Origin of the sequence: Candidatus Merdisoma sp. JLR.KK011, assembly GCF_036941125.1 — a bacterium.
In the GTDB taxonomy this organism is placed as follows: Bacteria; Bacillota; Clostridia; order Lachnospirales; family Lachnospiraceae; genus Laedolimicola.
In genome coordinates this window covers 1,630,307-1,655,981 of sequence record NZ_JAYWSZ010000004.1, presented here as the reverse complement: position 1 = coordinate 1,655,981, position 25,675 = coordinate 1,630,307, and the positions used below count along the sequence as shown (strand labels likewise).

Here is a 25,675-nt window from a genome sequence, read left to right as displayed (position 1 = left end):
TATAACCCCTGCTTAGCCACATCCCTGTTCCTCAAGCATATTATGGAAACGTTTGGATGAATGTTTCAGATCCTCATGCCCCCAAACAAGATGATAAGTTTTTCATCCTAGTCTTTCTAGTCGTATGTTCTTCCTTTCCGGACGAATATTACCTGTTGGAATAATCTTGAAGCCCTTGGTTCTGGTAAGATCAATGCCTTTCGTTATATTCAGAAGTAAGTTATTTCCGTTTTTCGTTGCCAGGCCCATCTCGCTCTGATAAAACCGTAGCCGCTTCGGATGCAGTTCACCGCTACCGCACTCGTTTCCTCATCCCCTTTAAAGTATAGGGATACCCTGGTTCTCTCCTGCGGCATCATATACATCATATTTCCCGTTGCGGGCACACAGTTAAAGGGATAGGGCTTTTGCTCCGGCTTTCCCTGGTCAATATCAAGCTTTAACTGCACCGTCTCATTGCTGCACGCTGACACGGTTCCAAGCAGCGACAGCCCGAAAAAGTTTTTGTTTCCAAGCCCAAAAACCTTGCCTTATTCCCTACCCTGTGATTTTCAAAGCTCTTTACCTCATAGCACAGGAACTGGCTTCTGTCGTATCCGGCCTTTTCCCCTCCCAGAGTGTAGAACCTCTCGTCTATCCGCACCTCATATTCCCTGGCTTCAAGCTCACAGGTGTTTCCGGTTTCGGGAATGCCCACATACATCTTGGAACCGCCTATGGACGGCTCCGGATACAGAGATAACCGAAAGCGGCTTGCCATCCTCTTTACAAACTGCCAGTCCGTCTCCTGGTACTGGATAGCCGGAAAGCCAATGGCCGTTCCGCTTAAGCTGGATGGATAGATCGCCGCCGTGTTCCAGGGGGCAAGAGCCTCATTGATAACTCCCCCGTAGCTCATTCCCGTATTCTGATAGGAACGGCTCTTCTTCTCCATGTCAAGAAGAATGCTTCCGGAGGATAACACATATTTTAAATAAAATCTTCCACTTTTATTTCGATTTTATTAGCTTCTTACTATAGCCAAATTTCTTACTACATACCTATCCTCCCTACTAATTGTGTTATTATTTCAATATGCACTCTGGTATTCACTTTACTTAAATTTTCAACCTTTTCACTACCACCTAATCCTAATAGTGGTACATAACCAAAACACTCATCCTGTTTTAGTTTTCCTAATCTCTTTACTGCTTCTTCATATTGAGGAATTTGTAAATACTTTTTTATAAAATAGTCATCTGTGAGATTTTGGATAAAAAGGTCAAAGCCATCAACGGCTATAACAAAATTTCCATTTTTATACTTAACTATCCCTATATATTCGCCTTTTTCTAATGTAATAATATCGCCAAAAGCTGTAGTCATTATTGGAACAGAAACTTTACTTCGAAAATATGTTTCATCAAGTAATACTTTATAATCTTCTGGATTAATCACTCTTAAATAGCCATCTAATAAATTGGCAAGTCCATAATTTTCCCAAATTTCTAGCAACTCATCGGGTAATATTGATTCATATTTTTTTATCAAATCTTTTTCCATCTCATTACCCTTTTCAATTTTAACCTGTAACATTTCGTTCCCCTTTATAAGTCAATTTTACATTAAGATATGTAGATTTTCTCTCTGCTTCAGACATTTTTTCTGCTATTTTTTTTATATGTTCATCACCACTTTACAAGTTTTTTAATAAAAAAAGTATCGTACAGGACTTTCTGATGTATAATGAGTTTGCTACAACCTTTACAAAGGAAAGTGACCCTGTACGATAAACTCATTATACAACAAAGATAACCTGATTGGTAGACTTCATCAATATTTTTTTACTTATTTTGAAACATTTTCGTTACTGTTCACTCCCTACATTTGACGATTGTGAAAAGTGACGAAATTTAAATTTTTTATATGTGGATAAATAAAGCGGACAGAAAAATGATGTTTATAGTTTTTCTGTCCGCTTTATTTATCAGAAAGTTATCCACATTTCTGTCTTCCGTTTCGTCCCAGGCATGCTTCCTTGCCCTCTTTTTATGGATAATATTTACTCGCTTTTTTTAAATTATCCACCGTCAAATTGACCATGCCCTCAAATACGGAAATTCGCATTTTGAGGGCATCTATAGTATAATTGCCTTATGAAAACGGAGGATTGAGAGAATGAAAAACATGGAAGATGAAATCGTCCTGCTTAACAAGGCCGTTGCCTGTCTCGAAGAGGAAGTCCAGGCAAAAAATGAAATCATCAGGCAGCAGGAACGCATCATTAAGGCCCAACAGGAACACAACGGTGAATTATCGGCGCTGATGAACAGAATTCTTGACTCCTTAAAGAAGGGCTGACCACATGAACGCTTCCTTTGAATACACCACCACTCTTGAATACAGGCTGAAAGCGGCCAACGCACAGATATGCGCTTTCAAATCCGGTGAAATATATGTCCGCATGCAGGAGGAATACCTGAAAGAATTACGTTCTTTGGAACGGGAAATCCGGAAATTGAAGGACGAGCTTTCACGTGCCCGCAGTGAAACCGTTTCCGTCCGCAATCAATGGTTTGAGATATTTGAAGAACTTCAAAAGGAATGCGAGCGAAAGCTGTCGGCCTTGCGAAAAGAATTGGAACGAATGGAAAGGCGTGCCATAAAGGCAGAAAGACAGAGAGACGCCGCACTGGACAAGGCAACCCGGCAGCGCCATAAGATCTATGGGCTGGAAACGGCGCTGGAAGAGGAAAAGGGCAGGAACTTGAAGCTGAGGGCGCAAATCAACCGGGATTATGAAAATTCCTCCATCCCTTCTTCCAAAACGCTCCGCCGCAAGAAGATCTCCAACGGCCGGGAAAAAAGCGGCCGTAAGCCGGGCGCCCAGCCGGGACATCCGGGACACCGCAGGAAAAAGCAGATCCCTGCCACGGATCCGGTTCTGCTGCCGCCGCCCCGGGAAGTGCTGGAAGATCCGGATTTCAAAAAGACTTCAAAAACGATCGTGAAACAGCTGGTCAACATACGTACGATACTGGAGGTCACGGAATACCACGCAGATGTGTATTATAATTCCAAAACCGGCGAGCGGATCCATGCGGAGTTTCCTCCCGGCGTTGTGGACGAGGTGAATTATGGTGGAAGCGTCAAGGCCTTCCTGTTTCTGTTGAATAACGACTGCTGCACTTCCATCGACAAAAGCAGGAAATTCCTTTCCGATTTGACTGATGGCAGGCTCAGCATATCCAAGGGCATGGTTAATAAGCTTGGCAGGGAATTTGCCAAAAAAACGGAACAGGAACGAAAAGCGACGTTTGCCGATCTGCTGCTTAGCCCCGTCCTTCATACGGATTGTACCAACGCAAAGGAAAACGGAAAAAATGCTTATGTATTTGTGTGCGCTGCCCCGGATGGAAAAGCGATGTATTTTGCACGCAGGAAAAAAGGGCACGAAGGAGTAAAAGGCACCCCGGTCGAAGATTACCAGGGAATCCTGGTTCACGATCATGAGAAAACCTTTTATAACTATGGTGCACAACACCAGGAGTGTCTTGCGCATGTCCTCCGCTATCTGAAGGACAGCATAGATAATGAGGCTGACCGGACCTGGAACAAGGAAATGCGTGCTCTGGTACAGGAAATGATCCACTACCGGAACGGCCTGCCGGAAGAGGCGCCTCCTGACACCGAAAAGGTCAGGGAGTATGAAGAACGCTACCGGGCAATACTGCAAAAAGCGAAAGAGGAATACGAATACATTCCAGCAAGTGAGTATTATAAGGACGGATACAACCTGTATCTGCGGATGGAAGAATACATGTCCAACCATCTTCTGTTCCTGCATGATCACAGAGTTCCGGCTACAAACAATGAAGCGGAGCGTCTGCTTAGAGGATATAAGCGCAAGCAGCAGCAGGCTGTGTCATTCAGGGGATTCGAGTCCATCGAGTATCTCTGTGAATGCATGAGCATGCTTATTCAGATACGCCAAAACGAAGAATCAAATTTATATAACAGAGTATCCGAGATATTTGGATAAAGAAAACCGATGGTTTCGACTAAGATTAGTCTACACCATCGGTTTGTTTATCACAAGCTGACCTCTGAACAGTAACACATTTTCTGCCCCTACTGTAGAGACGCTGTTTTTACTGGTACTATCCATACTGGCAATGGAATCAGCCCATTCCATACGCTTCCTTTACAGGCACTTTTTGTCCGGCATCACGGAAAAATCACTGAATGCATTTTACTATGCCTGCTCCCATGCGAAAGTGGATTATTCCAGGTTTATGAACGTAACAGCGGCCATGGCCCTGAAGCTGGTTCCGGAACGCCTGAAGTCACAGCCGGTTTTTCTCTGCATTGACGACACCATGGTGGCAAAGTTTGGGAAAAAGTTTGAGGATGTATCAAAACTTTTCGACCATGCCGCACATAATGGTTCCAATTACCTCAACGGGCATTGTTTTGTCAGCCTTATGCTTTGTGTCCCGGTATGGCGGAAACAGCGGATTGTCTACCTGGCAGTTCCCCTGGGATACCGTATGTGGAAAAAGGAAGTATCCAAGCTGGAACTGGCGGCATCCATGGTACGGCAGGTTATGCCGGAGTTTTCTGCACAGAGAAATGTCATCATCCTGTGCGACAGCTGGTATGCCAAAAAGGACTTGGTGTATGTCGTAGATGAGTATGCCAACCTGGATGTTATCTGCAATGCCAGATATGACTCTGTTATTTATGACCTTGCCCCGCATCCTACAGGCAAAAAGGGCAGGCCTGCCAAACATGGGAGACGCCTGTCCATAGAGACAGATTTCACCCTTTCTGAGGAAAAGGTTGGGGATTATTACATTGGCGTGCGCCAGGTTCTCACCAACCTCTTCGGGCAGAGGGAAGTCCTTGCCTATGTGACGGCCTCTGATAAAGCAAAGGGCGCCAGACGTTTGTTTTTCAGCACTATTTTCCCCTGGCAGATGGAGATATTCTGTGCCTGGCAGGAAAAGGCGCCGCTGAACCAGACCGGGAGCAGCCGCATGCAGTTTATTCCCCTGTTGTGTTACTATTTCAGGTGGAACATCGAGGTCAGTTACTATGAGCAGAAAACGTTCTGGTCATTATGCAGTTACATGGTCCGCAGCAGCAAAGGGATAGAAATGCTGGTCAATTTGATTAATGTCGCATACTGCGCAATGAAAATGCTGCCTTATCAAGATGAAGTTTTTTCAAAATACCGTAGCGAAAGCGTGCAGGAATTCCGGTTTGCCCTCAGTGAGGAAATTCGCCGGCAGGTATTTTATGCCACTTTCCTGCAAAATGTCGAAACGGGCATAAAATCAAGTGTCTTTACAAAGGTACTGAAACAGCTGCTTTGGCATCAATGTAGCGGTTGGCATAAGTTGTAAAGTGGTGTATGTTCATCAATCTTATCAATTCTATATCGCCATTGTGAACCAATTGAAGAATTAATATCTTTATCTCCCATACCTCCTTAATGAAATCCAAGATTTTCGCTTACAAAACGGAACCTTCGGACTGCTATTCATCCTCAAAATTAGTATCAATTAATTCTATTTCATAAATGCCTTTTAAGCTAGAATCTTGAGGGACTTTGGCATAATAATATTGATCATTTCCAATTTCAAACCTGATAATTTTTACACTGCCCGTCTTCCAGAAGTCAGCAAGATCTTCCATATAATCTTCTAAACTCTCTTTGTAGTCCAATTGCAAAATATATCCACAATTAACCAAGACATTTACAATTATCTCTCCTAAAATTTCCTTGCTCCGCTTTTCTTGAATATAAGCATCGACCGTAAACCACAATTCGTCCAGATTATATTTTCTCCAAAACATTTGATCTTCCAACTCCACATAGTCCAAAAGAAGCTGATTTATCAATTTGTGGAATTGAGCCGGAATTATCTGTTCCAATTCTTTGTTTTTTGTAATCCCAATTTCGTATAATTCCGGTTCGGATAGCTTATTGAGTTCTTTTATTTGGGTTAAAACAAATTCCTTATTATCCTTAAAATGCGTTAAGTCATAAGGATAGTGATTATCATCTTCCAATTTACTGTCATCCAAACGAAGAATCTTTGCAACTGCTGCCGCTTCGAAACTCCATAGCCCTACATATCCTGCCTCTTTATGTGCATTCATCCATCCATAATCCGCATGACCCCGAAGCCACTTCTTTTTGATATATTCATTTAATTTTTGTGCTGCAGCATTTTTGTCATGGAAAGAAATCTCAACAATCTCAGCCAACAATTTATATGGATTCTCTTTCTGATAGTTCGAAGATATCATGTCACGCTTTAAACCGTAAGAAGAAACCAAAAAATCAAATACGAAATCATCCAGATTATCTTCATCCGCTTTTTTTACCAAATCTTTTATCTTATCTTCATCTACCTCCAGCAAAATTCCAAGAGCAAAGTACTGAAGAAAATTGACATATCCTATTGTAGTAAAGCCTAACTCAGAAACAATGCTCAATGCTTGTAAATACAAATCTTCTAGCTCTTTGCATGATAATCCCAAGGAATATTTTGCTCGTATTAATTTATTTGCCAATCTAAATAGAGTTTTCTTCACACTAAAAAGAATATCTTCATTCTTTTTCGGCTTTCTTTGAATTCCCTCTTGTATATCTTTTAATAACCCGTCTATTTGTTCCCATTTATTTATAATTTGTTTTTCATCAAATTCTATTGTATCTTTTAATTCCTCCTCGTTGCATAAATAATCTCGCATATGTTCTCCTTCCTTAATCCATTCAACAAAAATTTTCAACCAATTATTGATAATCTCTCAAACACAACAAAAATTTACGGCCAAGGACCAACTACTTTACCATTAGCATCTAATAAAAATGTTGTAACAACCCCATTCTCATCAATTTTAGATAGTACTTTTGCTACCTCACCACAATCTAATGCCTGCTCTATACTTGCTGCCAATGCAACATTATTATTAACTGCTTTTAAAATCCTATTATTATTCGTAACTGTTCCAAGCAGCCAATCATCTGACATTTGACGCCCATCTTTTACAATCTTTAATTGTGATTTTCCAAACTTCGCTTCATCTATAACATATCGGATATTTGAATTAGGATTCATATTTTCATACAAACCATCAATTCCTGTTTCTATTACATCATCAAGCGAAGTGGGGGCTTTTCTCCCTATGGAGCGTAGATGAAATCTCGCATCCCTGATTTTCTCATTATGTAACATATTATCATCTGCTTTATACTCTCCAAAGTTTCCTTTTTGGTGTGAATTAGCTGTTTTTGCATCAAAATCATCAAATGGGGAACTATTCCCTTTAGGCATTGTGCCATACAATACGCCATCCATAACAGCCGTAAAAATACCACTTGCAACACACCGCCCCCAATTGATGCTCCCATCCTCATTCAATAACTTCTCCGTAATGGCTTCACTCACAAATCCTTCCGCAAAGCCGCCCCCCATCACAGCCGCCAGACCAGCATCTGCCAACGCCAGAGTGCTTGCTCCTGACAAAAAGCCCGATATCGCACCTGCCATAGCACGACGCAGATATTCCTCCCGGCTGGATACACGGTTGCTCATAAAGTCCAATACGCCCAGGCCTATCACGCTCATACTTCCTGCCAGGAATACCGCAGCCCCCAGCTTTTGGCCTGCCTGTGCTGCGGATAGTCCTTTCAAGACAACCGCACCTATCTTGGTTCCTGCCAATGCGTAAGGTGCGGCATATGCCAGTGCCGCTGCACCTGCAGTTAGTGCAATTCCACCTATTACGTTGTTGACCAGTCCTGCCCAGTCACGGCCCTGTTCCTCCGGCATATCACGGTAGCGGTTGGATGGATGCTTCAGATCCTCATGTTCCCAGGCAAGATAGTAAGTTTTTTGTAAACCTCTGGTGTCTGCCTCCTGGCCTTCGTCTCCCTCCAGCAGTTCGACCTTGGCCTCTATTATCACCTCCAGCTCCATCTCCGGCTCTTCCGCTTCCGAAGCTCCTGCGGCCCCCTGGCCTCCCCCGTTTCCCACCAGGGGCACGTTTTTCGCCATCACCTGGGCTGCTCCCGTTCCACCGCCTGCTTCCTTCACCTGGAGAAAGCCCTGGTAGCTGTTTACGCCCCCGGGTCCCTCCAAGCGTATGTTTTTCCCTTCCAGACGGATATTGCCTGCCGCCATGATCTTGAAGTCCTGGGTTCCCGTAAGCTCTATGCCTTTCCCATTATTCAGAAGCAGGTTATTCCCGTTTTTCGTTGCCAGGCCCATCTCACCCTGATAAAGCCGCAGTTCCATATCGTGCTCAGTTATCAGGCCCTTGTCCCGGTAATCCGAATTCTCACAGCCGCAGCCGCTTCGGATGCAGTTCACCGCCACGGCACTGGTTTCCTGGTCCCCTTTGAAGTAGAGGGACACACGGGTTCCCGCCTGGGGCATCATGTACATCAGGTTTCCCGTTGGCGGCACCCAGTTCCAGGCATACAGCGTCTGCTCCGGGTTCCCCTTGTCAATGTCCAGCTTCAGGCACACGGTTTCATTACTACAGGATTCTACCGTTCCCAAAAGCGACAGGCCGGAGAAATTCCGGTTTCCAATCTCCTTCGCACCGGCCCATTCGGGAGATGCGAGGGTATAGGTAAACTCCGCCTGTCCCCGGTTCAGGGTGCAGCTTTTGGCACAGATATACTTCTGCTCGCCCTTGAACTCTGCCAGATCTCCTACCCGGCAGTTGTCCAGGCTTTTTACCTCATAGCAGAGGAACTGACTTCTGTCGTATCCGGCCTTTTCCCCTCCCAGGACATAAAACCGCTTGTCCACCCTGGCCGTATACTCCAGGGGATCGATCTCACAGGCGTTTCCCGTCTTTGGCACGCCCAGATACACCTTTGCTCCGCCCATGGAGGGTTCCGGAAACAGGGACAGGGCAAACCGGCTCGCTATACGCTTCACAAACTCCCAGTCCGTCTCATAGTACTGAATGACCGGAAAGCCGATAGACGCTCCGTCCAGGCTGTCAGGATAAACCGCCGCCGTGTTCTGAGATGCCAGGGCCTGGGATACCACCTCTCCGTAGGTCTGGCCCGTATTCTGATAAGAACGGCTCTTCTTCTCCATGCCCAGGAGAATGCTTCCGGAGACAAGCTCAAGCTGAATCATCCGGAGGCCGTTTTCCTCTTTTTCTTCTATGGATTGGAGAATTCCGCTGTAAAGAGGCAGATCCTCCCCCTCTGCCAGCACTTCCACAGGGGCGTTTGCCAGATTCTCCACACAGCCCGTCTGCCCGTCTTTTCCAGGCTGTGCGATTCCTGTTATCGTTGCCCGGGAGTGCTCTCCCGGATATTCACACATAAAAAAGCTTACAATACTTCCGATTCCGATGCCGCCGCTGATACGGAGGGCTCCTGCTGTAATCCCACTCATGGCCGTCCCTCCTACTGTACCTTGGAGTTGGCCCCGCAGATTACCACATTTTTGGAAGCCACTTCGATTTTGCTTTCGTTCTGGCAAAGTTCCACGCCCTCGGAACCAATAAGTTCCACTTTCCCGTCCAGGCTTGTAATCTCAATCAACGCATCCGACTTAATCGTTACATTGGAGGGACTGGTAATGGTAATGCCCGCAGCGTCATCCAGAACCACCCGCATGCCGTTCCCGGAATCCATGATGATTCCGCCGGGATGCAGATCCACAATCTTCCCGCCGGGGGCTTCAAGGGTTTTATGATTCGGATCGCTGCGTTTACACTGGTTCGCTTTGCCTGCTCCCGCAGCGGCTTTTCCGCCGCCTCCGGCCATGGCCGGACTTCCGATGCCGCCGCCAGAATTATTCAATTCTCGCAAGAATAACGAAATTAATATCTATACCTTTAGCTAACAGGATTCATTAACATCAATATATCAGGAGCCTAAAAACACTTGCATCACCAATCATATTTTTCGCATTTTATTCATAAACAATTTTTTTGAAAATACTCTATAGCGTCTTCTCCCATTACAATATTTTCATTTTTAAAATCTCCTATATTTAAAGATAGTATTGCCGTCTTTATATTTAAATTTCTAATATTTATTAATTTTATACCATGTACCACTGTTTCATACAAAGTTATTTTTTCTAAATCCATATCACTAAAAACAGCATTCTTTAATTCTGCATATGAAAAAATATCATACAAATCACAAGAATTAAATTGAATATCTTCATATACTGCTCTATATGTTTCACAACGTTTTAATTTTGAATTAATAAATTTGCAATTTTTAAAAAAGCAAAAAGACAAATCAGTCTTAACAAAATTTACATTTTCAAATATTACATTTTCAAACTTACACCCGCACATAGTTGCATCAAATATTTCTACATTATTAAAAAAGACATCGTAAAATATTGATTCTGTTATAAATGAATCTGTTAAAGATATATCTTCTATTACAAGCTTCTCCAAATTATAACTGTTTAAATTAATTTTAACTCCACTTTCGCCCAATGAACTTGCAAATAATTGATGTTGAGCTGATAGTTTATTAAATTCATCTTGATTTAAGCCAAACATTATTAACACCTACCTCGTATAAATACTTGTCAAACGAAAGTTTAAAACCAAATTACCATATCTGACAAACCTTCCAACTCTATTCGTTTCTTCAATTGCATTACATGAAGTGGTGTCATATCCTTTGTATAAATAATTACAAAGTCAACACCATTTGCATTAAATTCTTTCATTATATTTTTTATTGCTCTATTAACATCAAATGCACCTCCATTTATACTGGTTATAGGATTTCCTAAATTATCTAGTGGGAATGATTTGAAACTTTTTATATCATATAACTTAAGCATTATATCATCATAAAAATCTCCTCTCCCCCAAGTATCTCTAATGACATGTTCAACATAACCTTGTTCTTCTAATGCTAAAATAATCTCCCTCTCTAATATAGAGTCTTTTGTGATTTTTCCTTTATGTGGATCAAACGCAAGAGCATCTAATGCCTCTTGAGTTCTGCCTCCTGTATAAACTCCATTTTCGTTATACCAATGTGGATACTTTTCCCTTTGACTTTTGGTATATGCACTACCCTCTATACTATGTAATACACCATCCATAACAGCCGTAAAAATACCACTTGCAACACATAGCCCCCAATTGATGCTCCCATCCTCATTCAATAACTTCTCCGTAATGGCTTCACTCACAAACCCTTCCGCAAAGCCGCCCCCCATCACAGCCGCCAGACCTGCATCTGCCAACGCCAGAGTGCTTGCTCCTGACAAAAAGCCCGATATCGAGCCTGCCATAGCCCGACGCAGATATTCCTCCCGGCTGGATACACGGTTGCTCATAAAGTCCGATACGCCCAGGCCTATCACGCTCATACTTCCTGCCAGGAATACCGCAGCCCCCAGCTTTTGGCCTGCCTGTGCTGCGGATAGTCCTTTCAAGACAACCGCACCTATCTTGGTTCCTGCCAATGCGTAAGGTGCGGCATATGCCAGTGCCGCTGCACCTGCAGTTAGTGCAATTCCACCTATTACGTTGTTGACCAGTCCTGCCCAGTCACGGCCCTGTTCCTCCGGCATATCACGGTAGCGGTTGGATGGATGCTTCAGATCCTCATGTTCCCAGGCAAGATAGTAAGTTTTTTGTAAACCTCTGGTGTCTGCCTCCTGGCCTTCGTCTCCCTCCAGCAGTTCGACCTTGGCCTCTATTATCACCTCCAGCTCCATCTCCGGCTCTTCCGCTTCCGAAGCTCCTGCGGCCCCCTGGCCTCCCCCGTTTCCCACCAGGGGCACGTTTTTCGCCATCACCTGGGCTGCTCCCGTTCCACCGCCTGCTTCCTTCACCTGGAGAAAGCCCTGGTAGCTGTTTACGCCCCCGGGTCCCTCCAAGCGTATGTTTTTCCCTTCCAGACGGATATTGCCTGCCGCCATGATCTTGAAGTCCTGGGTTCCCGTAAGCTCTATGCCTTTCCCATTATTCAGAAGCAGGTTATTCCCGTTTTTCGTTGCCAGGCCCATCTCACCCTGATAAAGCCGCAGTTCCATATCGTGCTCAGTTATCAGGCCCTTGTCCCGGTAATCCGAATTCTCACAGCCGCAGCCGCTTCGGATGCAGTTCACCGCCACGGCACTGGTTTCCTGGTCCCCTTTGAAGTAGAGGGACACACGGGTTCCCGCCTGGGGCATCATGTACATCAGGTTTCCCGTTGGCGGCACCCAGTTCCAGGCATACAGCGTCTGCTCCGGGTTCCCCTTGTCAATGTCCAGCTTCAGGCACACGGTTTCATTACTGCAGGATTCTACCGTTCCCAAAAGCGACAGGCCGGAGAAATTCCGGTTTCCAATCTCCTTCGCACCGGCCCATTCGGGAGATGCGAGGGTATAGGTAAACTCCGCCTGTCCCCGGTTCAGGGTGCAGCTTTTGGCACAGATATACTTCTGCTCGCCCTTGAACTCTGCCAGATCTCCTACCCGGCAGTTGTCCAGGCTTTTTACCTCATAGCAGAGGAACTGACTTCTGTCGTATCCGGCCTTTTCCCCTCCCAGGACATAAAACCGCTTGTCCACCCTGGCCGTATACTCCAGGGGATCGATCTCACAGGCGTTTCCCGTCTTTGGCACGCCCAGATACACCTTTGCTCCGCCCATGGAGGGTTCCGGAAACAGGGACAGGGCAAACCGGCTCGCTATACGCTTCACAAACTCCCAGTCCGTCTCATAGTACTGAATGACCGGAAAGCCGATAGACGCTCCGTCCAGGCTGTCAGGATAAACCGCCGCCGTGTTCTGAGATGCCAGGGCCTGGGATACCACCTCTCCGTAGGTCTGGCCTGTATTCTGATAAGAACGGCTCTTCTTCTCCATGTCCAGGAGAATGCTTCCGGAGACAAGCTCAAGCTGTATCAGCCGGAGGCCGTTTTCCTCTTTTTCTTCTATGGATTGGAGAATTCCGCTGTAAAGAGGCAGATCCTCCCCCTCTGCCAGCACTTCCACAGGGGCGTTTGCCAGATTCTCCGCACAGCCCGTCTGCCCGTCTTTCCCAGGCTGTGCGATTCCTGTTATCGTTGCCCGGGAGTGTTCTCCCGGATATTCACACATAAAAAAGCTTACAATACTTCCGATTCCGATGCCGCCGCTGATACGGAGGGCTCCTGCTGTAATCCCACTCATGGCCACCCCTCCTACTGTACCTTGGAGTTGGCCCCGCAGATTACCACATTTTTGGAAGCCACTTCGATTTTGCTGTCGTTCTGGCAGAGTTCCACGCCCTCGGAACCGATAAGCTCCACTTTCCCGTCCAGGCTTGTAATCTCAATCAACGCATCCGACTTAATCGTTACATTGGAGGGACTGGTAATGGTAATGCCCGCAGCGTCATCCAGAACCACCCGCATGCCGTTCCCGGAATCCATGATGATTCCGCCGGGATGCAGATCCACAATCTTCCCGCCAGGGGCTTCAAGGGTTTTATGATTCGGATCGCTGCGTTTACACTGATTCGCTTTGCCTGCTCCCGCAGCGGCTTTTCCGCCACCTCCGGCCATGGCCGGACTTCCGATGCCGCCGCCAAAGCTTCCGCCTCCGGAACTACTGGCTGTGCCGGATGACGGGGCCGGAGTCTCTTCCTCCACCGGAAGGTGCACGGCACTTATCACATAGGCATGCTTTTCCTTTTCCGTAGGAAAGTACAGGCGAATCTCGTCCCCCGGCTCCGGCATGCAGTACCAACCACTGCCGTCCGGAGAGGAATATACGGTAGAAAAGGAGAACCATTTTCCTTCTCCGCTTTTTGCATCGATACTGAGGCTTACCCTCACCACGTCTGCCTGAACCCCGGTGATCTTTCCGTCCAAGGATGCACCTATGATTCTTTCATTATACTGCCTTGGGACTTTTAACCCTGCCAGGGTGCACAGATAATAGGTATTCCAGAGCTGATGGCCGTCAAGCTTTGATTCCACTCTTGATACGCAGTACTGTCTCCCCTGAAATTCCACCTCCTCTCCAATCTCATACAGCTCCTGATCCTCTACAATATACCACAGGCTGTCGTTTTCTGCAATTCCGTCCACCTGGTTCTGCTCTTTATAAAGGTATTCGCTGACCGACTTTTTGGCACGGTAGCATACCGGTGAGATCCGGGCTGCCTTCCCATGGCCGGACAGACCTACATACAGCTTCGATCCCGAGGTTACATAACTTGGAACAACCACCGTCTGGAAATGGCTTGCAAGGCGAAGGCAGAACTCCCAATCGGTTTCCTGGTATTGCACAATGGGTTCTCCAATGGCAGAAGAAGCCCCGGTATTCATCAATGCACTTCCGCCGGAATATCCCCCAAGGACAATGTTGAACACTTCCTGATAGGTCATGGAAGGAATCTGGAAGGACCGCCGCACAGGATTCACATCCAGAAGATAGGTATACGGAACAATCGTGATCTCCATCATGCAGACCCCGTTCTCATGCCGGATGCCAAGCTCCTCCAGAATGCCGCAGTAAAGAGGCTTAACGCTTCCGTCCTCATCTGCCGCAGTGATGGTTACTTCTGTCTGGCGGCAGGCACTCATTAGATACTCCTGTTCTTTTTCGGCTGCAATATATCCCTTTACTTTTGCCGATCCGTGAATATTAACCGCCTTTTCAATCTCACAGTATGTAATATCCTGAAACGCAAAGGGTGACACTTCAATCCTGTCCGCTTTCATTTGCTTTCCTCCTTCCGGTTGTAATGGAATCAAACACTTCAAATGCGTGAGGCTCCCATGCCTGGAAACGTTCCTTCGAGGTATGGAAGATGCAATACAGCATCCTCTCCTCCACGCTAGTGAAAGCATGGATATTGTAGATCGGCTCCGTCAGCGTAGGATTGACAAAGGAATACCAACCCAGAATACAAGTTTCTTCCGGGTCCATATATCGTTTTCCGTTTTTCAAAAATCGGTTCCCCGGATACATCTTTTTCATTACATTCCGATAATAATGGGCACAGTCCGGAACTTCTTTCATGGGAAGCTTTTCCTCAAAAAAAGTGAAAGAAAAATTCACCGTCAGGGATGGATTTGTCTTGATCACTGCCGGACGGAATTCGGATGGATACATCTGTTTTGCAATTAACGGCGGCAGGTCCAGAAAAGTCTTTGGAAGCATCATCCGTACATGGGGCTTTATAATATCCTGCATTGTAAACTCCAGACGCTCATCTGCAATGTAAATATAAGGAGCATGGATACTGTTATTCTTTTTCTGCACCGACTCTTTTCGCAGTGCGGCTATCTCTTTCTCTGTAAAATCCATATGTCTACCTCCAAGTCCCGGATTTCCTACCCTATTTTTCCAAATTTACGTTGAATCTCCAGGATGCGTTCTTTTTGTTCTTCTGTCAGCACGTCCTGGTACAGTTCTATTTCCCTGGCAAAGCGTTCATACAGTTCATCACGTTCTTTCCATAGTATCTGGAGGTCTTTTAGGATTGATGTACCATTCTGCCGGTTGCTTTGCATACCTGGCTGTGAACTCTGAACCTGCTGCTGTCCTAATTCTATCTGCTGCTGCAGATTCTCCTCCGCTTGCTGCAAATAGTAATCATAAAATCCACTCTGCTCCGGTGTATATGGGAGCAGATTCTTTTGAGAATTATGCCCGTAATCTATGCGATCAGCCGAATACCGTTCTTTCATCTCTTCTGCCTTGGCCTGTGTCAAAAGACCGGATTTTGCATATTCTTTTACCATGTCTCGAACCGTATCACGCTGCGGCTCGGCCATCTGTTCCAGTCCCACCTGAAAAGAATGATCCAGATATTCTTCATAAAGCTCTTTTGCTTTTTTCTTATCATTCTTCTTCAAGGCATTATCTATTTTGTCTTTATACCAAGTGTGGAATCCTTCTTCCGTGGGATAATAACGACATATATCCTCATCTTCAAGCCATGCCTCATAAAGCCTGTCCCTCTCTTCATCTCCTTCAAATGGAAACTCTTCATAATCCGGATTATACGCAGCATATTCAAACTGCCCGCTTCCCTCCGGATATATAATCCCTCCATGCTTGCAGATTAAATAAGACTTTATGGTAACCGCAGGATAACAGTCACATTCATCCTTGCTCTTCGTTTTCTCCGTAGCATCATCTGCTATCATTACATCCTCATTCACATTGTTCCAGAAATCGACAATTTCGGGATCGCATACAAGCCCTGTCAATATCTGATTATCCGGCTCGTCAAGATAATTCCCCTCCGCATCCACCGGTGCTCCCTTTAGGAAGGAACCTCTTTCTGTAAGAGTGCTGCATGGAGAACTGCAGATTCCAAAGGGAAGAATGTTGCTTTTTTCCATATCATGGCTGTGGATAACCGGCTTTTTATCCTGGTAAACGCCATGACTTTCCAACATGTCCAGATGCCTCATGTGAGAACCGTATATGCAACGGAGAGGTGCCCCCTTAACCAGATAAGACAGCTTTTCTCCCACACCCTCTGCTTCTTCCAACTGTTCGTCTGTCTCTTCTTGTTCTAGCTGCTCATTTTTCTGCTTTCTTGCAGCTTCTTTATCCGCCTCGCTTTCCAGGTCTTGAATCACCGCACCCTTGGTCTGTTCATTTTTCGCAGCTACGGCTCCTTTCCATGCAGATGCGGTCTCTTTTTGCACGGTTTCCGGATCTTGAAGCAGCACATCCCCTGTCATGGTACGAAATGCTTCCAACGCCGCACTGTCCGAAATCTGTGTATTCAGATAATTTCTGGCATACCGCATACCTGCGTCCCTGTATTTCTGGTTGTCATATACGCTTTCCCTCTCTTCCCCAAGCAGCCTGTTACGCTCGTCCATATAAGTCTGTTTTTCCGCCAGCCACTGCTCGCACAGCTCATATTCGGTAGGGTAATTGGATGCCTGGAGAGAGTAGTTATACTGATAAAGCTCCTCAAACTGCTCCCAATAAGTTTTTTTCCGGAATCCGCCTACTCCGTTATTTTCCCCGGTGGACCATTCCTCTTTATAGTATTTCTCTACATATTCATAGACGCTTATTTTCTCCGGTTCGTTCTGTTCCGTACCATTTGTTTCCGGCATTTTAATCCCTCCTTATCTCTAAGCTTACAGGCTGCAGATTCACGCCGCACAGGCCGTTCCGCAGAAGGCTTTCCACCAGATCTAACCGCAGAATAACGTGGATTCTTTCCCCTTCTTCCACATAAACGGCCGGTATGTCCTCCGGAATCGGCTTTTTCAATATAACCAAGGCCTCTTTTTGAACCTTCCCTTCAATTCTGGGAAAGAAAGGAAGAAAATATATCTTACGACTTCCTGAACCGGCCCTGTCCAGGAAAATCAGCTCCCGATACTTTCTATCCCACCAGAACAAATTCAGTGACTTTCTTGCATTCTCGCCAAACAGCGGAAGAGGAAACAGGAGCACTTCCTCCAGATCCGCCCTGTTCTGAAGAATGCAGACCGTCCTTTTCGCTATCTTTCCGGGCCGATTCTGTTGAAAGGCCTTATACGGAACCACCTCATTATAATTCAGAATCTCCGGCACCCGGATGCCCTCGAGGGGCCGCACCAGATAGTAGTGCATCCCTTCATCCCCCTTCCATCTGCCAATCCACTGCTATTCATGAACCGCTGACAGTAACGCTATCCTCTCCGCCTGGTCAAGATAAGCTCCAAAGTATACGGACAGCTCCCCGTCCATGCAGGGGCTTAACCTCTCCCTGGCCTGCTCCCTTTCCATCAGCCGCTTTATCACGGCTTCCAGCTCCATAAAGTTGCACACCTGATAGTAAATCCGGAACCTCTGGCGTTCAACGGCCGTCAGCCCTGCCACCTGCTCCATCAGGAAAAGTTCCAGGCGTTCCCGTTCCTCCACGTAACGGGGAAAAAGCAAGCCATAATCCCAGTAGCAGTCTATCTCCTCCAGGTCGGAAAAATGCCGCCTGTCGTAATAGTCCGCCTTCACCAGCATCTCGTCCGTCAGGGCATTGCTGAGCAGATAGGAAAAATGAAGATACCGGACGGGTCCCTTTCCCCCCTGCCCCATCCGTTCCAACGCTTTCTCTGTTCCCAGGCCCAGGGCCTTGTCAAAGGAATCCTCTATCGTCTCCTTCTCTTGCTCATAGGCATCCCAGACCTGCGTGTACAGGGTCTCTCCCCTCTTCCGGAAGATCTCCTTCATACATTCCAGGTACTCCCGCCCATGCTCCTCGCTGCTGTTCTTCAGATAATAATCCAGCTGCTTTTGTTCCATCCGTTCCTCCGATCTCTGCCGGCCGCCTTTGTTCCGGCACGCAGTTTTGTCTCCCTGTCCTTACTCTATGGTCATCCGCCACCGCTTCTTCTGCTGTGGACCTCTCCCGGTTCCCTGGCTGTTCCTTGTCTCTGCCAGAATCCGTGCCAATTCCCGATAAAGAACCGGATTGGATCGATCGGATAGTTTTTTCCCGCCCTTTCTCGCTATATAGGCTGCAAGCATCCCCGGACTGACCGCCCGGTCCTGTCCCAGAAGCTGCAGGCAGAAGCATTCATCCAGGGGCGGCAGCTCTTCCATCCGAAGCATCTCTTCCCCAAAGGCTTCCGTAATCTCCGGCGACAGCGTGCTGCCTCCCCGGGCCGCATGGGCTGCATGAATGATGTTCAGCGTGTCGAACTCTGTGCTGCGGTCCTCGAAGTCTTGATACCAATATCGGAGCTTCGCCCCTTTCTGGAGCTTGAAACGGCACAGCTCCAGCTCATCCTTTTTAAGCTCCGTATCCTCTGTCAGCAGAAGCTCCATTTCCCGATAAAGAAGACTGTCCTCCATCTGCTCTTTGGAAACATGGATCTTCAGCACCGTTGTCGTATTCGTGGGATGGTAGGCCGTCTCCATAGGTTCTTTTATCAGAATGAGCTGCCCATCCAGAAAAACAACGCCCTCATTCAGAATGATCCGGTCTTTGGTGGTTGTAAGACGGCATCCGGAGAGGATTCCGTTCCCATAGCCCTGATACAGAAGCTGATCGGCCCGGAAAGCATAATCCGAGAGAGCTTCCAGCATCCCCTTCCTCAATATGTGAACATCCCGGAAAACCGGTATCGCTTGTACCTGCATCCTGTCCCTCCTATTCCTGCCCTTACAACAATACTATTTTGTCCCATCAAAAAAGTTAGTCAGCCAGTTCTCCGTCTCAAAGAGGAAGAACTCTTCCGGCCCCAGCATCAGCTTCTCGTCCTTACGCAGTACGGGCACCACCCGGAAGCCCCACCGTTCCTCGTCCGCCAGGACAAAGGATCGAATCTCCCGATCCACAATGGCATCTATATCATCCTGGGGAATCCGCCCTTCATACAGTTCCCCGATTTCCTCCGCCTCTGCCGGGCGGAATTCCTCCGGATTGAAAAAGCAGCTGTACTTGCAGCGTTCCTGCCCGTTCAGATCCTTCAGGTACAGGTGCAGCGTCAGATCCGTCATGGTTCTGGAGATAAATCCCCTGGTATGCGTCCGGTTGAGACTGCGGATCAGCACACGTTCCTCCCCCGTATGGGTGACCGCCGTCACAAGGTAGGGGAAAGCGGGCTGTTCGTTGGTAATGTTGATGTCCGCATACCCGAACCGCTTGTCCCTGATATATTTCACGGCCCCGTCCAGGCACATCAGCTTAAGGCTGTAGTCCTCCTCCCCGGAGACTCTGCGTCCGGAGGATTCGATGACCTTTCCCGGAATGAATTCCTTAAGTGCCTCCCGGAACAGTTCGATCTTGCATGACTGCCCCGTAAGACGCATGATGGAATATTCCTGCAGCCTGTCATTTTCATAAGGCTCTTCAATAAAACGCTTTACAATCCGGTAGATATCCCCTTTCAGCAGGCGGTTCAGCTGATTGACACTGAAATACACCGTGGGAATATCTTTCCGAACCTTAAGGCCGCCTTCCTCACAGACCGACAGCTTAAACCGGTCGGCCAGCACGCAGACTGTTCCGGACTCCTCAATGGGAACCGTGCTTACAGCTATCCGGAGTGCCTCCTTCCTTCCGTAAAAGGTCTTTTTTATTTCCTCCGCAAGCTGAAAGAGAAAATAAAAGTTGTTTTTCACCGCAAAGTACTCCCGGTTGCTCCTGTGCTCATAATCCTTGAACCTGGTAGGAATGACGGCTTCTGCCCTCCCGTATTCCCGATCTAGTTCTTTATAAACGCCCTCCGGCCCTTCCTCATCCACACGCCGGAAGATATCCGTCCCCATAGCTTCCAGGATCTTCTCTATCCCACACCCCTCCAACACGCCCAGCTCACAGGCCAAAGCGGTTTTCAAAAGCTCCATCACCCGGTAGGTCAGATTGTTTCCGCCGAAATCCGTATCCCCGTTCTCATAAGCCGTCGCAATGCGGATACCGTAGGAAATCCTCCGGTTGGTGATGGAAAACCGGCTGGAGGACAGATCCGTAGTTCCGCCGCCGCAGTCGATAATCAGAGCCTTAAGCTCCTCGCTATTTTGGAAACGGTTCTGCGCGATCAGCTCAGATATGGAATTGTAGAGCACCGCCACGCCCTCGTCCAGCATGTCCTCCTCTTCCATAATCTGATACTCCGGAAGAATCTCTTTATAAAGACGTGCAAACAGCCGCTTCTGCTTCACGGGCGCTGTCAGATGCAGGCGCTCAAAACGGCACTTGAACCTCTGGGTCGCACAGTCAATCACGTACTGCAGGAAAGCCCGGATGATCTCCCTGCGCTTTACAAAACAGCGCCTCCCCTCCCGATCTACCAGTTCTTCCTCTTTATCAGGATCGCTGATCCACCGCTTCATGTCATAAAAAATGCAGAAACCCTCGTCAATATAGCTGGAATGGAACAGGCGGTCCGCCTCATGGCCGAACACATACTGCACCTTATCCCCACGGATATGCAGCACGCCGGCTGCCGAAGGGAGTAAAGGCGTCTCTTTTCCGTCCTCCCTTAAATACGTAACATAATTTGCCTCGTTCTCTTTCAGATACCCTACGGCCGGATCTCCGTCCAGGCCTTCGATATAGCCGGAATCCAGGTAAATGCCTGCCGTTGTATTGGTGGTTCCGAAATCAATGGCCAGGGGCATATCCATCCGGAAAAGTTCTCTCACCTGGAAGTCCATAACAGGAGCCTCATAAAAATCCAGATGTTCTGGGTACATTCCACAGTCCTCTTTGTAGAGACGATACAGAAGGTCGGACTGGGCGCGGTTCATACAGTAAAGCCGGTAGCTTTTCACTGCGGCTTCCGTACAGGTTAAGGAAGCTTCCTTTGTTAGATACAGCCTGTCCTTCTTTCCTTTATAAGTACGAAGCTGGAATACGGCACAGATCTGATTTCCGCTCACCAAAAAAGCATTGGTATCTTCCATATCCTCTCGATAGCCGATGGAAAAGCCGTCCCGGCAGGTAATGCCGATACCGTTATAAGCGATGATTTTCGCACACCCTCTTAAGGCTTCCGGAAAGATCTGAATCCGGCTCCTGGAAAGCAGCTCCTCAATGCGCCTGGTTCCCTCCCGGCTGTAGCTTGTGATGAACAGATGCTCTTTTCTCCCCCGGAACCTCATAATCTGACGGATCAGCTCATCCCGATCCATAGATGCCTGGATTCCGTTGATAATACGCTCCCTCCAGCAGATATCCCGCAGTTGGAAGGCCGTCATAAGCTCCAGCTCCGTTCTGCTGTACAGGCGGCTTTCTTTTTTGTCCCCTTCCTGCTTCAAGGTATATGTATATCTGTCCATGACTTTTCTCTCCCTTTCCCGTTCATTCATAAAGGGCCGTCTCGCCAAGTCTCATGGTTCCTTCTATCCCGACAATGCCGAAGTGATATTTCCAGAATACTTTAAGCTCATACCCTACAGGCAGAAACATGGTTTCCACAAATCGGAACCGGCTTTTTTCTGTCTCTGTCCCTTCCATGCCAATGTAGAGAATCAGCTTTTTCCCGTCCTCTCTGAATTGATATAACAGACATTTTGGATAAAGAATCTTTAAGGCTCTTCGAAACATACCCAGGGACGAGCCTGTCTCCATCTGGCTCAATACCAGAGATGCCAGGCGGTACTGTTCCCCTGCGTCCATCCCGGCAAAATCCCCGGCCGCTCCCCGAAAGAAGCTTCCATCCAAAAGTTCTTCTTGTATCTTTCTTATAGAAACCTCTCTTCTTGTAAGGCCGTCCCTCAAATCAGTATATAAAATGGCATGCAGCACGGCATCAATGAAAAACTCACGAAACTGGGCATATGCACCCGTCTCCCGGTCCTCCCCTTCCCATGCCAGGATATCCTGGAAGATATCCGCAAAGCGGTACAGAAGGTTCAGTTCAATCCTGCCGTTTTCCACCTTTGTCTCGTTCAGGCAGGGAAATGCCGGCTCAAAAAACGGGCTGTATTCCTTTGCCTGACAGAAGAACAGCTCCTGTTCCGGCCTCCCCTGTTCTCCTGCTCGAATTGCCATATCCCACATAAAATTCAAGCCGCCGCCTCCATTCCAGTTCCGTAATATTCCAGTTCCGTAATATCACTTCGGAGCCAATCTGCCCACACAATGATAATCCGGAAAAATCCGCTGTATCTGAGTGACCAGGAAGCTCATAATATCCTCAGTCAGAAAGCTTCCGGAAGCCCTTCCTGCAAATTCAATCACAAGAACCTGCCGGCGGCTTCCTGTGCGGAATTCGTCCGCTATAAATCCATCCATGTTATAATTACAGGGGATACATTCCGGCGGAATGCCGTTTTCCACCCGGACGTCCTGAAAGGTTACGTAGTCCCCGTATTCAAAGGCTTCTATCAGTCTTCCCAGCTCCGCCCTTGTTTTGATGCTTCTCTGAAACATCCCCGTTATGCTGCCGGAAAAGGTCTCTTTATACTGGTTGGAAAGCACCGGGTAGGTATACCGTTCCCGGCCCTCCGGAACGGATGCCTGGTACAGCTTCCACACACAGGGCTGCTCCTTTGGGCAGGTGATGTATAAATCCCCGTTTAACCGGCGGATGCCTGTCACCTCCATGTCCATATTCCGGATCAGATACTCGCAGTCCGTCCGCAGGCGCTGGGCGAAGATCCGGTGTTCGTAATGAATCTGATCAATACAGGGTATGGGATAGGTGCTTGTCTTTTCTGTCAGCTCCGAAAGATTCCACAGGGGAATCATATCCGGCAGTATCTGCTCCCTGTATTCTTCAAAGTCCGTACAGATTTCAAGGAGCTCCCCCTCTTTTTCCATTCCCTCCGCCCTCCAAAGACATACATCTAACATCTTTGTAAGATAGGCTGTGCATACCGTAAGCCAAGCGCGTCCATTGAGAGCAAAGACCGGATAGAGTTCTTCTGCCGTCTGAAGATATTTTTTGTTCCGTCTTAAGGTAAAGTCGGCCGGATATTCCCCTGTGTCTGTCCGAACCGTACCTTGGAAACGGCGTTCTTCCTGGGAAAGAAGCTCATATATCTCCGATGCGCTTCCCTTAAAAAAGACCGTATCAACCACCATAGGCCGGTTCTCCGACAACGCCTGGCAGACATCCTGGCACTGTATCGGCTCTTTTTTCATATCCCCGGGACACATAGGCTGCAGAAAGGAATCGGTGATGTCACACCGGCTCCGTTCTATGATGGTGCTATATACCGTATACTGATTCTGCCTGGGGCTGTATTCCTCCAGAATCCGTTTTTCCAGACTCTCATACGCCTTCCGGTTGTACTCATACAAATCGAAGAGAATCTCTCCTGTCATTTTTTTAAACAGCCTGCGCTCCCCCGGATCTTCAAGCTCCATCATTCTTTTTTCTATGTATTCCTTCATATCGAATTTCTCACCGGCTGCCATATATTTTCCCTCTTTGCTGTTATTCCCACAGGCCGCTTAACTTTGAAACTTTCGGTATCCTGTTCGTTACCAGTTACAAGTGAGCATAAGCTCCTGTCATTCCGCCAATCCGGCCTTGATATCAAGAACCTCCATTTTCCGGGTAAGCCCCTCCACCTCGTCCTCCATTTTCAGAGAAGCATAAATATCCTTTGCAACAAGATAACAGGTTTTCGCCGTCACAAAATCCTGAGCATCCGAGGCTGCTTCCGCCTGCTTCACAAAGTCTTCCGCCTCCTGCTTTTTTGTGTCCTGCTCGGAGATTTTTTTCTCTGCAGAGGCAAGCTTTTCCTCCGCCGCTCTGCACTGGATGTCATCCACCATCTCCTGGTAGACCTGCCGGGCCGAGGTATAGTATACCTTTGCACTTTCATAATCCCCCTGGGCAAAGGCAGCGTCTCCCTGGGCCGTATAGTTGGCTCCGGATTCCTGCTGTGCAAGGAGGGCTTTGCGCTCTTCTTCCTCCGCTTCTTTTTCCGCCTTCTGATCCTCGTAAAGCTTTTCCAGGGCCTCCATCGCCATTGTGCGGCCTGCGTCAAAATAGATCTTTCCGGCAATGGCTTTGGCTTCCAGGTATTTTTCTTCCGCCTTGTCATACTGGAGATTCTGTGCCAGCGTGTCTCCAAGGCTTATCAAATCGTAAACCGTAATATATGACGCTGTAAGAGCCAGCCTGTCATTGATATAATCAAGCCCTGCATGATCCACATAGGCGGAACGGTTGGAAGCCTCCTGGTACAGCTTCTGTGCCTCTCCGTATTTTTCAGCTTCTAACTGCTCCTGTGCGGAAAGAACAGCCTCTATCAGCTTTTGATAATTCCCAAGCTCCTTCTGCATCCTGGCATTTTTCAGCTCCTTTGCAAGCTCCGATGCCTCCTGGCACCGCTCCAGGGCACGGACATAATTATCCGCCTGGACATACTCGATGGTATCTGTATAACCAAGCTCCATCTGTACGCGCTTCTCTTCCCTTTTTCTGTACCGGATAACCAGAATGGTTGTAAGCACAGCCAGCATCAGGAGAATGGGGATTGTAATCATAATTATCCGGCGGATTCTGCGCTTTTTATTGGGATCTGTAAAAACCTTGTTGATGAACAGGGCTGCGAAGGTATATTTTCCAAGAGCCTCCGGCTGCCTGGATAAAAGCAGATCCTCCACATTGTCTACCAGTTCCCGTGGTTCCTCCGATGCCTCTTCAAAGGCATCTTTCAACTCCCCCTCATCAATGTTTTCCCAGATGCCTCTTGTATAGAGCGCAATCACGTCTCCGCTTAAAAGCTTGAATTTTTTCGAAACAAACGGATAAAATTCCTTTTCTTTTCCCAGATAAGCGAACAGGTTGTTCCGCTCTTCATGGACTGCCACCTTATCCGGTTCAACCTTTTCCTCACGGACCAGATCCGCGGTCAGGGACTGATCCAGAGACCGCAGCCTGGTAAAGCCGTCCCTGCACAGCCTTAAGCGGATATTTCCGGCCTGTCCGTACCGGAACTTTACATAATTTGTAAGGACAATGAGGATGGAAGCTTTCAGCTTATTTTTGCTCTTTGCTTCCAGCAGTGCCCGGTTGGCTGCTGCAAGACATGCCTGCATGGTGCGCTTTTTCATGGAGGGTGCTTCCGAAAAGGCGCTGACGGCCGCCGCCACGGCCAGACGGGCGCTGACCGCATCTGTCTGATCATCTATCCCGTCCGCCATCACATAGCAGGCAAAATCGTCCAGTTCCACAAATCCAAAATAATCGGTGTTTTTCAGATCCCGTCCTGCCTCCGAAGTAAAGGCTGTCTTAAATTCTGAATTTTGTTTTCTCATAAGT

General features: G+C 47.4%; 22 protein-coding genes. 3 read left to right on the top strand and 19 right to left on the bottom strand.

The window, feature by feature from the left end:
* Positions 1-209: 209 nt before the first annotated feature.
* The 3 genes from VV089_RS21785 to VV089_RS21775 form a co-directional block, all read right to left on the bottom strand.
* Positions 210-449 (bottom strand): hypothetical protein, encoded by a 240-nt coding sequence (locus VV089_RS21785; protein WP_334337381.1) that lies wholly within the window; start codon positions 447-449, stop codon positions 210-212.
* Positions 440-934 (bottom strand): hypothetical protein, encoded by a 495-nt coding sequence (locus VV089_RS21780; RefSeq protein ID WP_334337380.1) that lies wholly within the window; start codon positions 932-934, stop codon positions 440-442. Before VV089_RS21780 ends, VV089_RS21785 begins: the two co-directional genes overlap by 10 nt.
* 98 nt (positions 935-1,032) lie before the next feature.
* Positions 1,033-1,575 (bottom strand): T6SS immunity protein Tdi1 domain-containing protein, encoded by a 543-nt coding sequence (locus VV089_RS21775; RefSeq protein ID WP_334337379.1) that lies wholly within the window; start codon positions 1,573-1,575, stop codon positions 1,033-1,035.
* A gap of 582 nt (positions 1,576-2,157) precedes the next feature.
* On the opposite strand from VV089_RS21775, the gene VV089_RS21770 reads away from it, so the two are divergent.
* The 3 genes from VV089_RS21770 to VV089_RS21760 all read left to right on the top strand — a co-directional run bounded on the left by VV089_RS21770 (position 2,158) and on the right by VV089_RS21760 (position 5,387).
* The gene (locus VV089_RS21770) at positions 2,158-2,340 is read left to right on the top strand and encodes a hypothetical protein (RefSeq protein WP_172541642.1); all 183 of its coding nucleotides are present in this window, start codon (positions 2,158-2,160) and stop codon (positions 2,338-2,340) included.
* Positions 2,341-2,344: 4 nt separating this feature from the next.
* Positions 2,345-4,021, top strand: a complete 1,677-nt coding sequence (locus VV089_RS21765; RefSeq protein WP_334334951.1) for an IS66 family transposase — start codon at positions 2,345-2,347, stop codon at positions 4,019-4,021.
* A gap of 133 nt (positions 4,022-4,154) precedes the next feature.
* A complete protein-coding gene (locus tag VV089_RS21760) occupies positions 4,155-5,387 on the top strand; it encodes an IS701 family transposase (RefSeq protein ID WP_334337378.1) in 1,233 nt (410 codons plus the stop codon).
* On the opposite strand, the gene VV089_RS25320 is transcribed toward VV089_RS21760, so the two are convergent.
* From VV089_RS25320 to VV089_RS21685, 16 genes are all read right to left on the bottom strand, one after another.
* Positions 5,360-5,467: a polymorphic toxin type 15 domain-containing protein gene (locus VV089_RS25320; RefSeq protein ID WP_442891585.1), complete on the bottom strand. Its 108-nt coding sequence runs from the start codon at positions 5,465-5,467 to the stop codon at positions 5,360-5,362. The two genes, VV089_RS21760 and VV089_RS25320, sit on opposite strands and share 28 nt — an antisense overlap.
* Positions 5,468-5,520: 53 nt before the next feature.
* Entirely contained in the window at positions 5,521-6,744 is a 1,224-nt protein-coding gene (locus VV089_RS21755; RefSeq protein ID WP_334337377.1) for a PoNe immunity protein domain-containing protein, read from the bottom strand.
* A 74-nt stretch (positions 6,745-6,818) separates the two neighbouring features.
* Positions 6,819-9,416 (bottom strand): hypothetical protein, encoded by a 2,598-nt coding sequence (locus VV089_RS21750; RefSeq protein WP_334337376.1) that lies wholly within the window; start codon positions 9,414-9,416, stop codon positions 6,819-6,821.
* 11 nt (positions 9,417-9,427) lie between these two features.
* Positions 9,428-9,826, bottom strand: a complete 399-nt coding sequence (locus VV089_RS21745; protein WP_334337375.1) for a hypothetical protein — start codon at positions 9,824-9,826, stop codon at positions 9,428-9,430.
* 116 nt (positions 9,827-9,942) lie between these two features.
* Entirely contained in the window at positions 9,943-10,548 is a 606-nt protein-coding gene (locus VV089_RS21740) for a pentapeptide repeat-containing protein (RefSeq protein ID WP_334337373.1), read from the bottom strand.
* A 41-nt stretch (positions 10,549-10,589) separates the two neighbouring features.
* The gene (locus tag VV089_RS21735) at positions 10,590-13,169 is read right to left on the bottom strand and encodes a hypothetical protein (RefSeq protein WP_334337372.1); all 2,580 of its coding nucleotides are present in this window, start codon (positions 13,167-13,169) and stop codon (positions 10,590-10,592) included.
* Between the two features lie 11 nt (positions 13,170-13,180).
* Positions 13,181-14,707, bottom strand: coding sequence for a contractile injection system protein, VgrG/Pvc8 family (locus tag VV089_RS21730; protein WP_334337371.1), 1,527 nt, complete (start codon positions 14,705-14,707; stop codon positions 13,181-13,183).
* Positions 14,688-15,296 (bottom strand): hypothetical protein, encoded by a 609-nt coding sequence (locus VV089_RS21725; protein ID WP_334337370.1) that lies wholly within the window; start codon positions 15,294-15,296, stop codon positions 14,688-14,690. Before VV089_RS21725 ends, VV089_RS21730 begins: the two co-directional genes overlap by 20 nt.
* 26 nt (positions 15,297-15,322) lie before the next feature.
* Complete coding sequence (locus VV089_RS21720; protein ID WP_334337369.1) at positions 15,323-17,074, bottom strand: PAAR-like protein; 1,752 nt, start codon at positions 17,072-17,074, stop codon at positions 15,323-15,325.
* A 1-nt stretch (position 17,075) separates the two neighbouring features.
* Positions 17,076-17,579 (bottom strand): hypothetical protein, encoded by a 504-nt coding sequence (locus VV089_RS21715; protein ID WP_334337368.1) that lies wholly within the window; start codon positions 17,577-17,579, stop codon positions 17,076-17,078.
* A gap of 33 nt (positions 17,580-17,612) precedes the next feature.
* Positions 17,613-18,248 carry a hypothetical protein gene (locus VV089_RS21710; protein WP_334337367.1) on the bottom strand — a complete coding sequence of 212 codons (636 nt, stop codon included), beginning with the start codon at positions 18,246-18,248 and terminating at the stop codon, positions 17,613-17,615.
* 60 nt (positions 18,249-18,308) lie between these two features.
* The gene (locus VV089_RS21705) at positions 18,309-19,088 is read right to left on the bottom strand and encodes a hypothetical protein (protein WP_334337366.1); all 780 of its coding nucleotides are present in this window, start codon (positions 19,086-19,088) and stop codon (positions 18,309-18,311) included.
* Positions 19,089-19,121: 33 nt separating this feature from the next.
* The gene (locus VV089_RS21700) at positions 19,122-21,731 is read right to left on the bottom strand and encodes a molecular chaperone (protein WP_334337365.1); all 2,610 of its coding nucleotides are present in this window, start codon (positions 21,729-21,731) and stop codon (positions 19,122-19,124) included.
* A 22-nt stretch (positions 21,732-21,753) separates the two neighbouring features.
* A complete protein-coding gene (locus VV089_RS21695; protein ID WP_334337364.1) occupies positions 21,754-22,464 on the bottom strand; it encodes a hypothetical protein in 711 nt (236 codons plus the stop codon).
* A 45-nt stretch (positions 22,465-22,509) separates the two neighbouring features.
* The gene (locus VV089_RS21690) at positions 22,510-23,817 is read right to left on the bottom strand and encodes a hypothetical protein (protein WP_334337363.1); all 1,308 of its coding nucleotides are present in this window, start codon (positions 23,815-23,817) and stop codon (positions 22,510-22,512) included.
* A gap of 96 nt (positions 23,818-23,913) precedes the next feature.
* On the bottom strand, positions 23,914-25,671 hold the full coding sequence (locus tag VV089_RS21685) for a PP2C family protein-serine/threonine phosphatase (protein WP_334337362.1): 1,758 nt from the start codon (positions 25,669-25,671) through the stop codon (positions 23,914-23,916).
* Between the last annotated feature and the right edge of the window lie 4 nt (positions 25,672-25,675).

What these genes read in the sequence shown, in the direction of transcription:
- VV089_RS21685 (WP_334337362.1), bottom strand. Translation starts at nt 25,671, where the DNA reads ATGAGAAAACAAAATTCAGAATTTAAGACAGCCTTTACTTCGGAGGCA.
- VV089_RS21770 (WP_172541642.1), top strand. Translation starts at nt 2,158, where the DNA reads ATGAAAAACATGGAAGATGAAATCGTCCTGCTTAACAAGGCCGTTGCC.
- VV089_RS21765 (WP_334334951.1), top strand. Translation starts at nt 2,345, where the DNA reads ATGAACGCTTCCTTTGAATACACCACCACTCTTGAATACAGGCTGAAA.
- VV089_RS21740 (WP_334337373.1), bottom strand. Translation starts at nt 10,548, where the DNA reads ATGTTTGGCTTAAATCAAGATGAATTTAATAAACTATCAGCTCAACAT.
- VV089_RS21730 (WP_334337371.1), bottom strand. Translation starts at nt 14,707, where the DNA reads ATGAAAGCGGACAGGATTGAAGTGTCACCCTTTGCGTTTCAGGATATT.
- VV089_RS21705 (WP_334337366.1), bottom strand. Translation starts at nt 19,088, where the DNA reads ATGCAGGTACAAGCGATACCGGTTTTCCGGGATGTTCACATATTGAGG.
- VV089_RS25320 (WP_442891585.1), bottom strand. Translation starts at nt 5,467, where the DNA reads ATGGGAGATAAAGATATTAATTCTTCAATTGGTTCACAATGGCGATAT.
- VV089_RS21750 (WP_334337376.1), bottom strand. Translation starts at nt 9,416, where the DNA reads ATGAGTGGGATTACAGCAGGAGCCCTCCGTATCAGCGGCGGCATCGGA.
- VV089_RS21715 (WP_334337368.1), bottom strand. Translation starts at nt 17,579, where the DNA reads ATGCACTACTATCTGGTGCGGCCCCTCGAGGGCATCCGGGTGCCGGAG.
- VV089_RS21735 (WP_334337372.1), bottom strand. Translation starts at nt 13,169, where the DNA reads ATGAGTGGGATTACAGCAGGAGCCCTCCGTATCAGCGGCGGCATCGGA.
- VV089_RS21760 (WP_334337378.1), top strand. Translation starts at nt 4,155, where the DNA reads ATGGAATCAGCCCATTCCATACGCTTCCTTTACAGGCACTTTTTGTCC.
- VV089_RS21755 (WP_334337377.1), bottom strand. Translation starts at nt 6,744, where the DNA reads ATGCGAGATTATTTATGCAACGAGGAGGAATTAAAAGATACAATAGAA.
- VV089_RS21720 (WP_334337369.1), bottom strand. Translation starts at nt 17,074, where the DNA reads ATGCCGGAAACAAATGGTACGGAACAGAACGAACCGGAGAAAATAAGC.
- VV089_RS21690 (WP_334337363.1), bottom strand. Translation starts at nt 23,817, where the DNA reads ATGGCAGCCGGTGAGAAATTCGATATGAAGGAATACATAGAAAAAAGA.
- VV089_RS21725 (WP_334337370.1), bottom strand. Translation starts at nt 15,296, where the DNA reads ATGGATTTTACAGAGAAAGAGATAGCCGCACTGCGAAAAGAGTCGGTG.
- VV089_RS21700 (WP_334337365.1), bottom strand. Translation starts at nt 21,731, where the DNA reads ATGGACAGATATACATATACCTTGAAGCAGGAAGGGGACAAAAAAGAA.
- VV089_RS21780 (WP_334337380.1), bottom strand. Translation starts at nt 934, where the DNA reads ATGGAGAAGAAGAGCCGTTCCTATCAGAATACGGGAATGAGCTACGGG.
- VV089_RS21775 (WP_334337379.1), bottom strand. Translation starts at nt 1,575, where the DNA reads ATGTTACAGGTTAAAATTGAAAAGGGTAATGAGATGGAAAAAGATTTG.
- VV089_RS21710 (WP_334337367.1), bottom strand. Translation starts at nt 18,248, where the DNA reads ATGGAACAAAAGCAGCTGGATTATTATCTGAAGAACAGCAGCGAGGAG.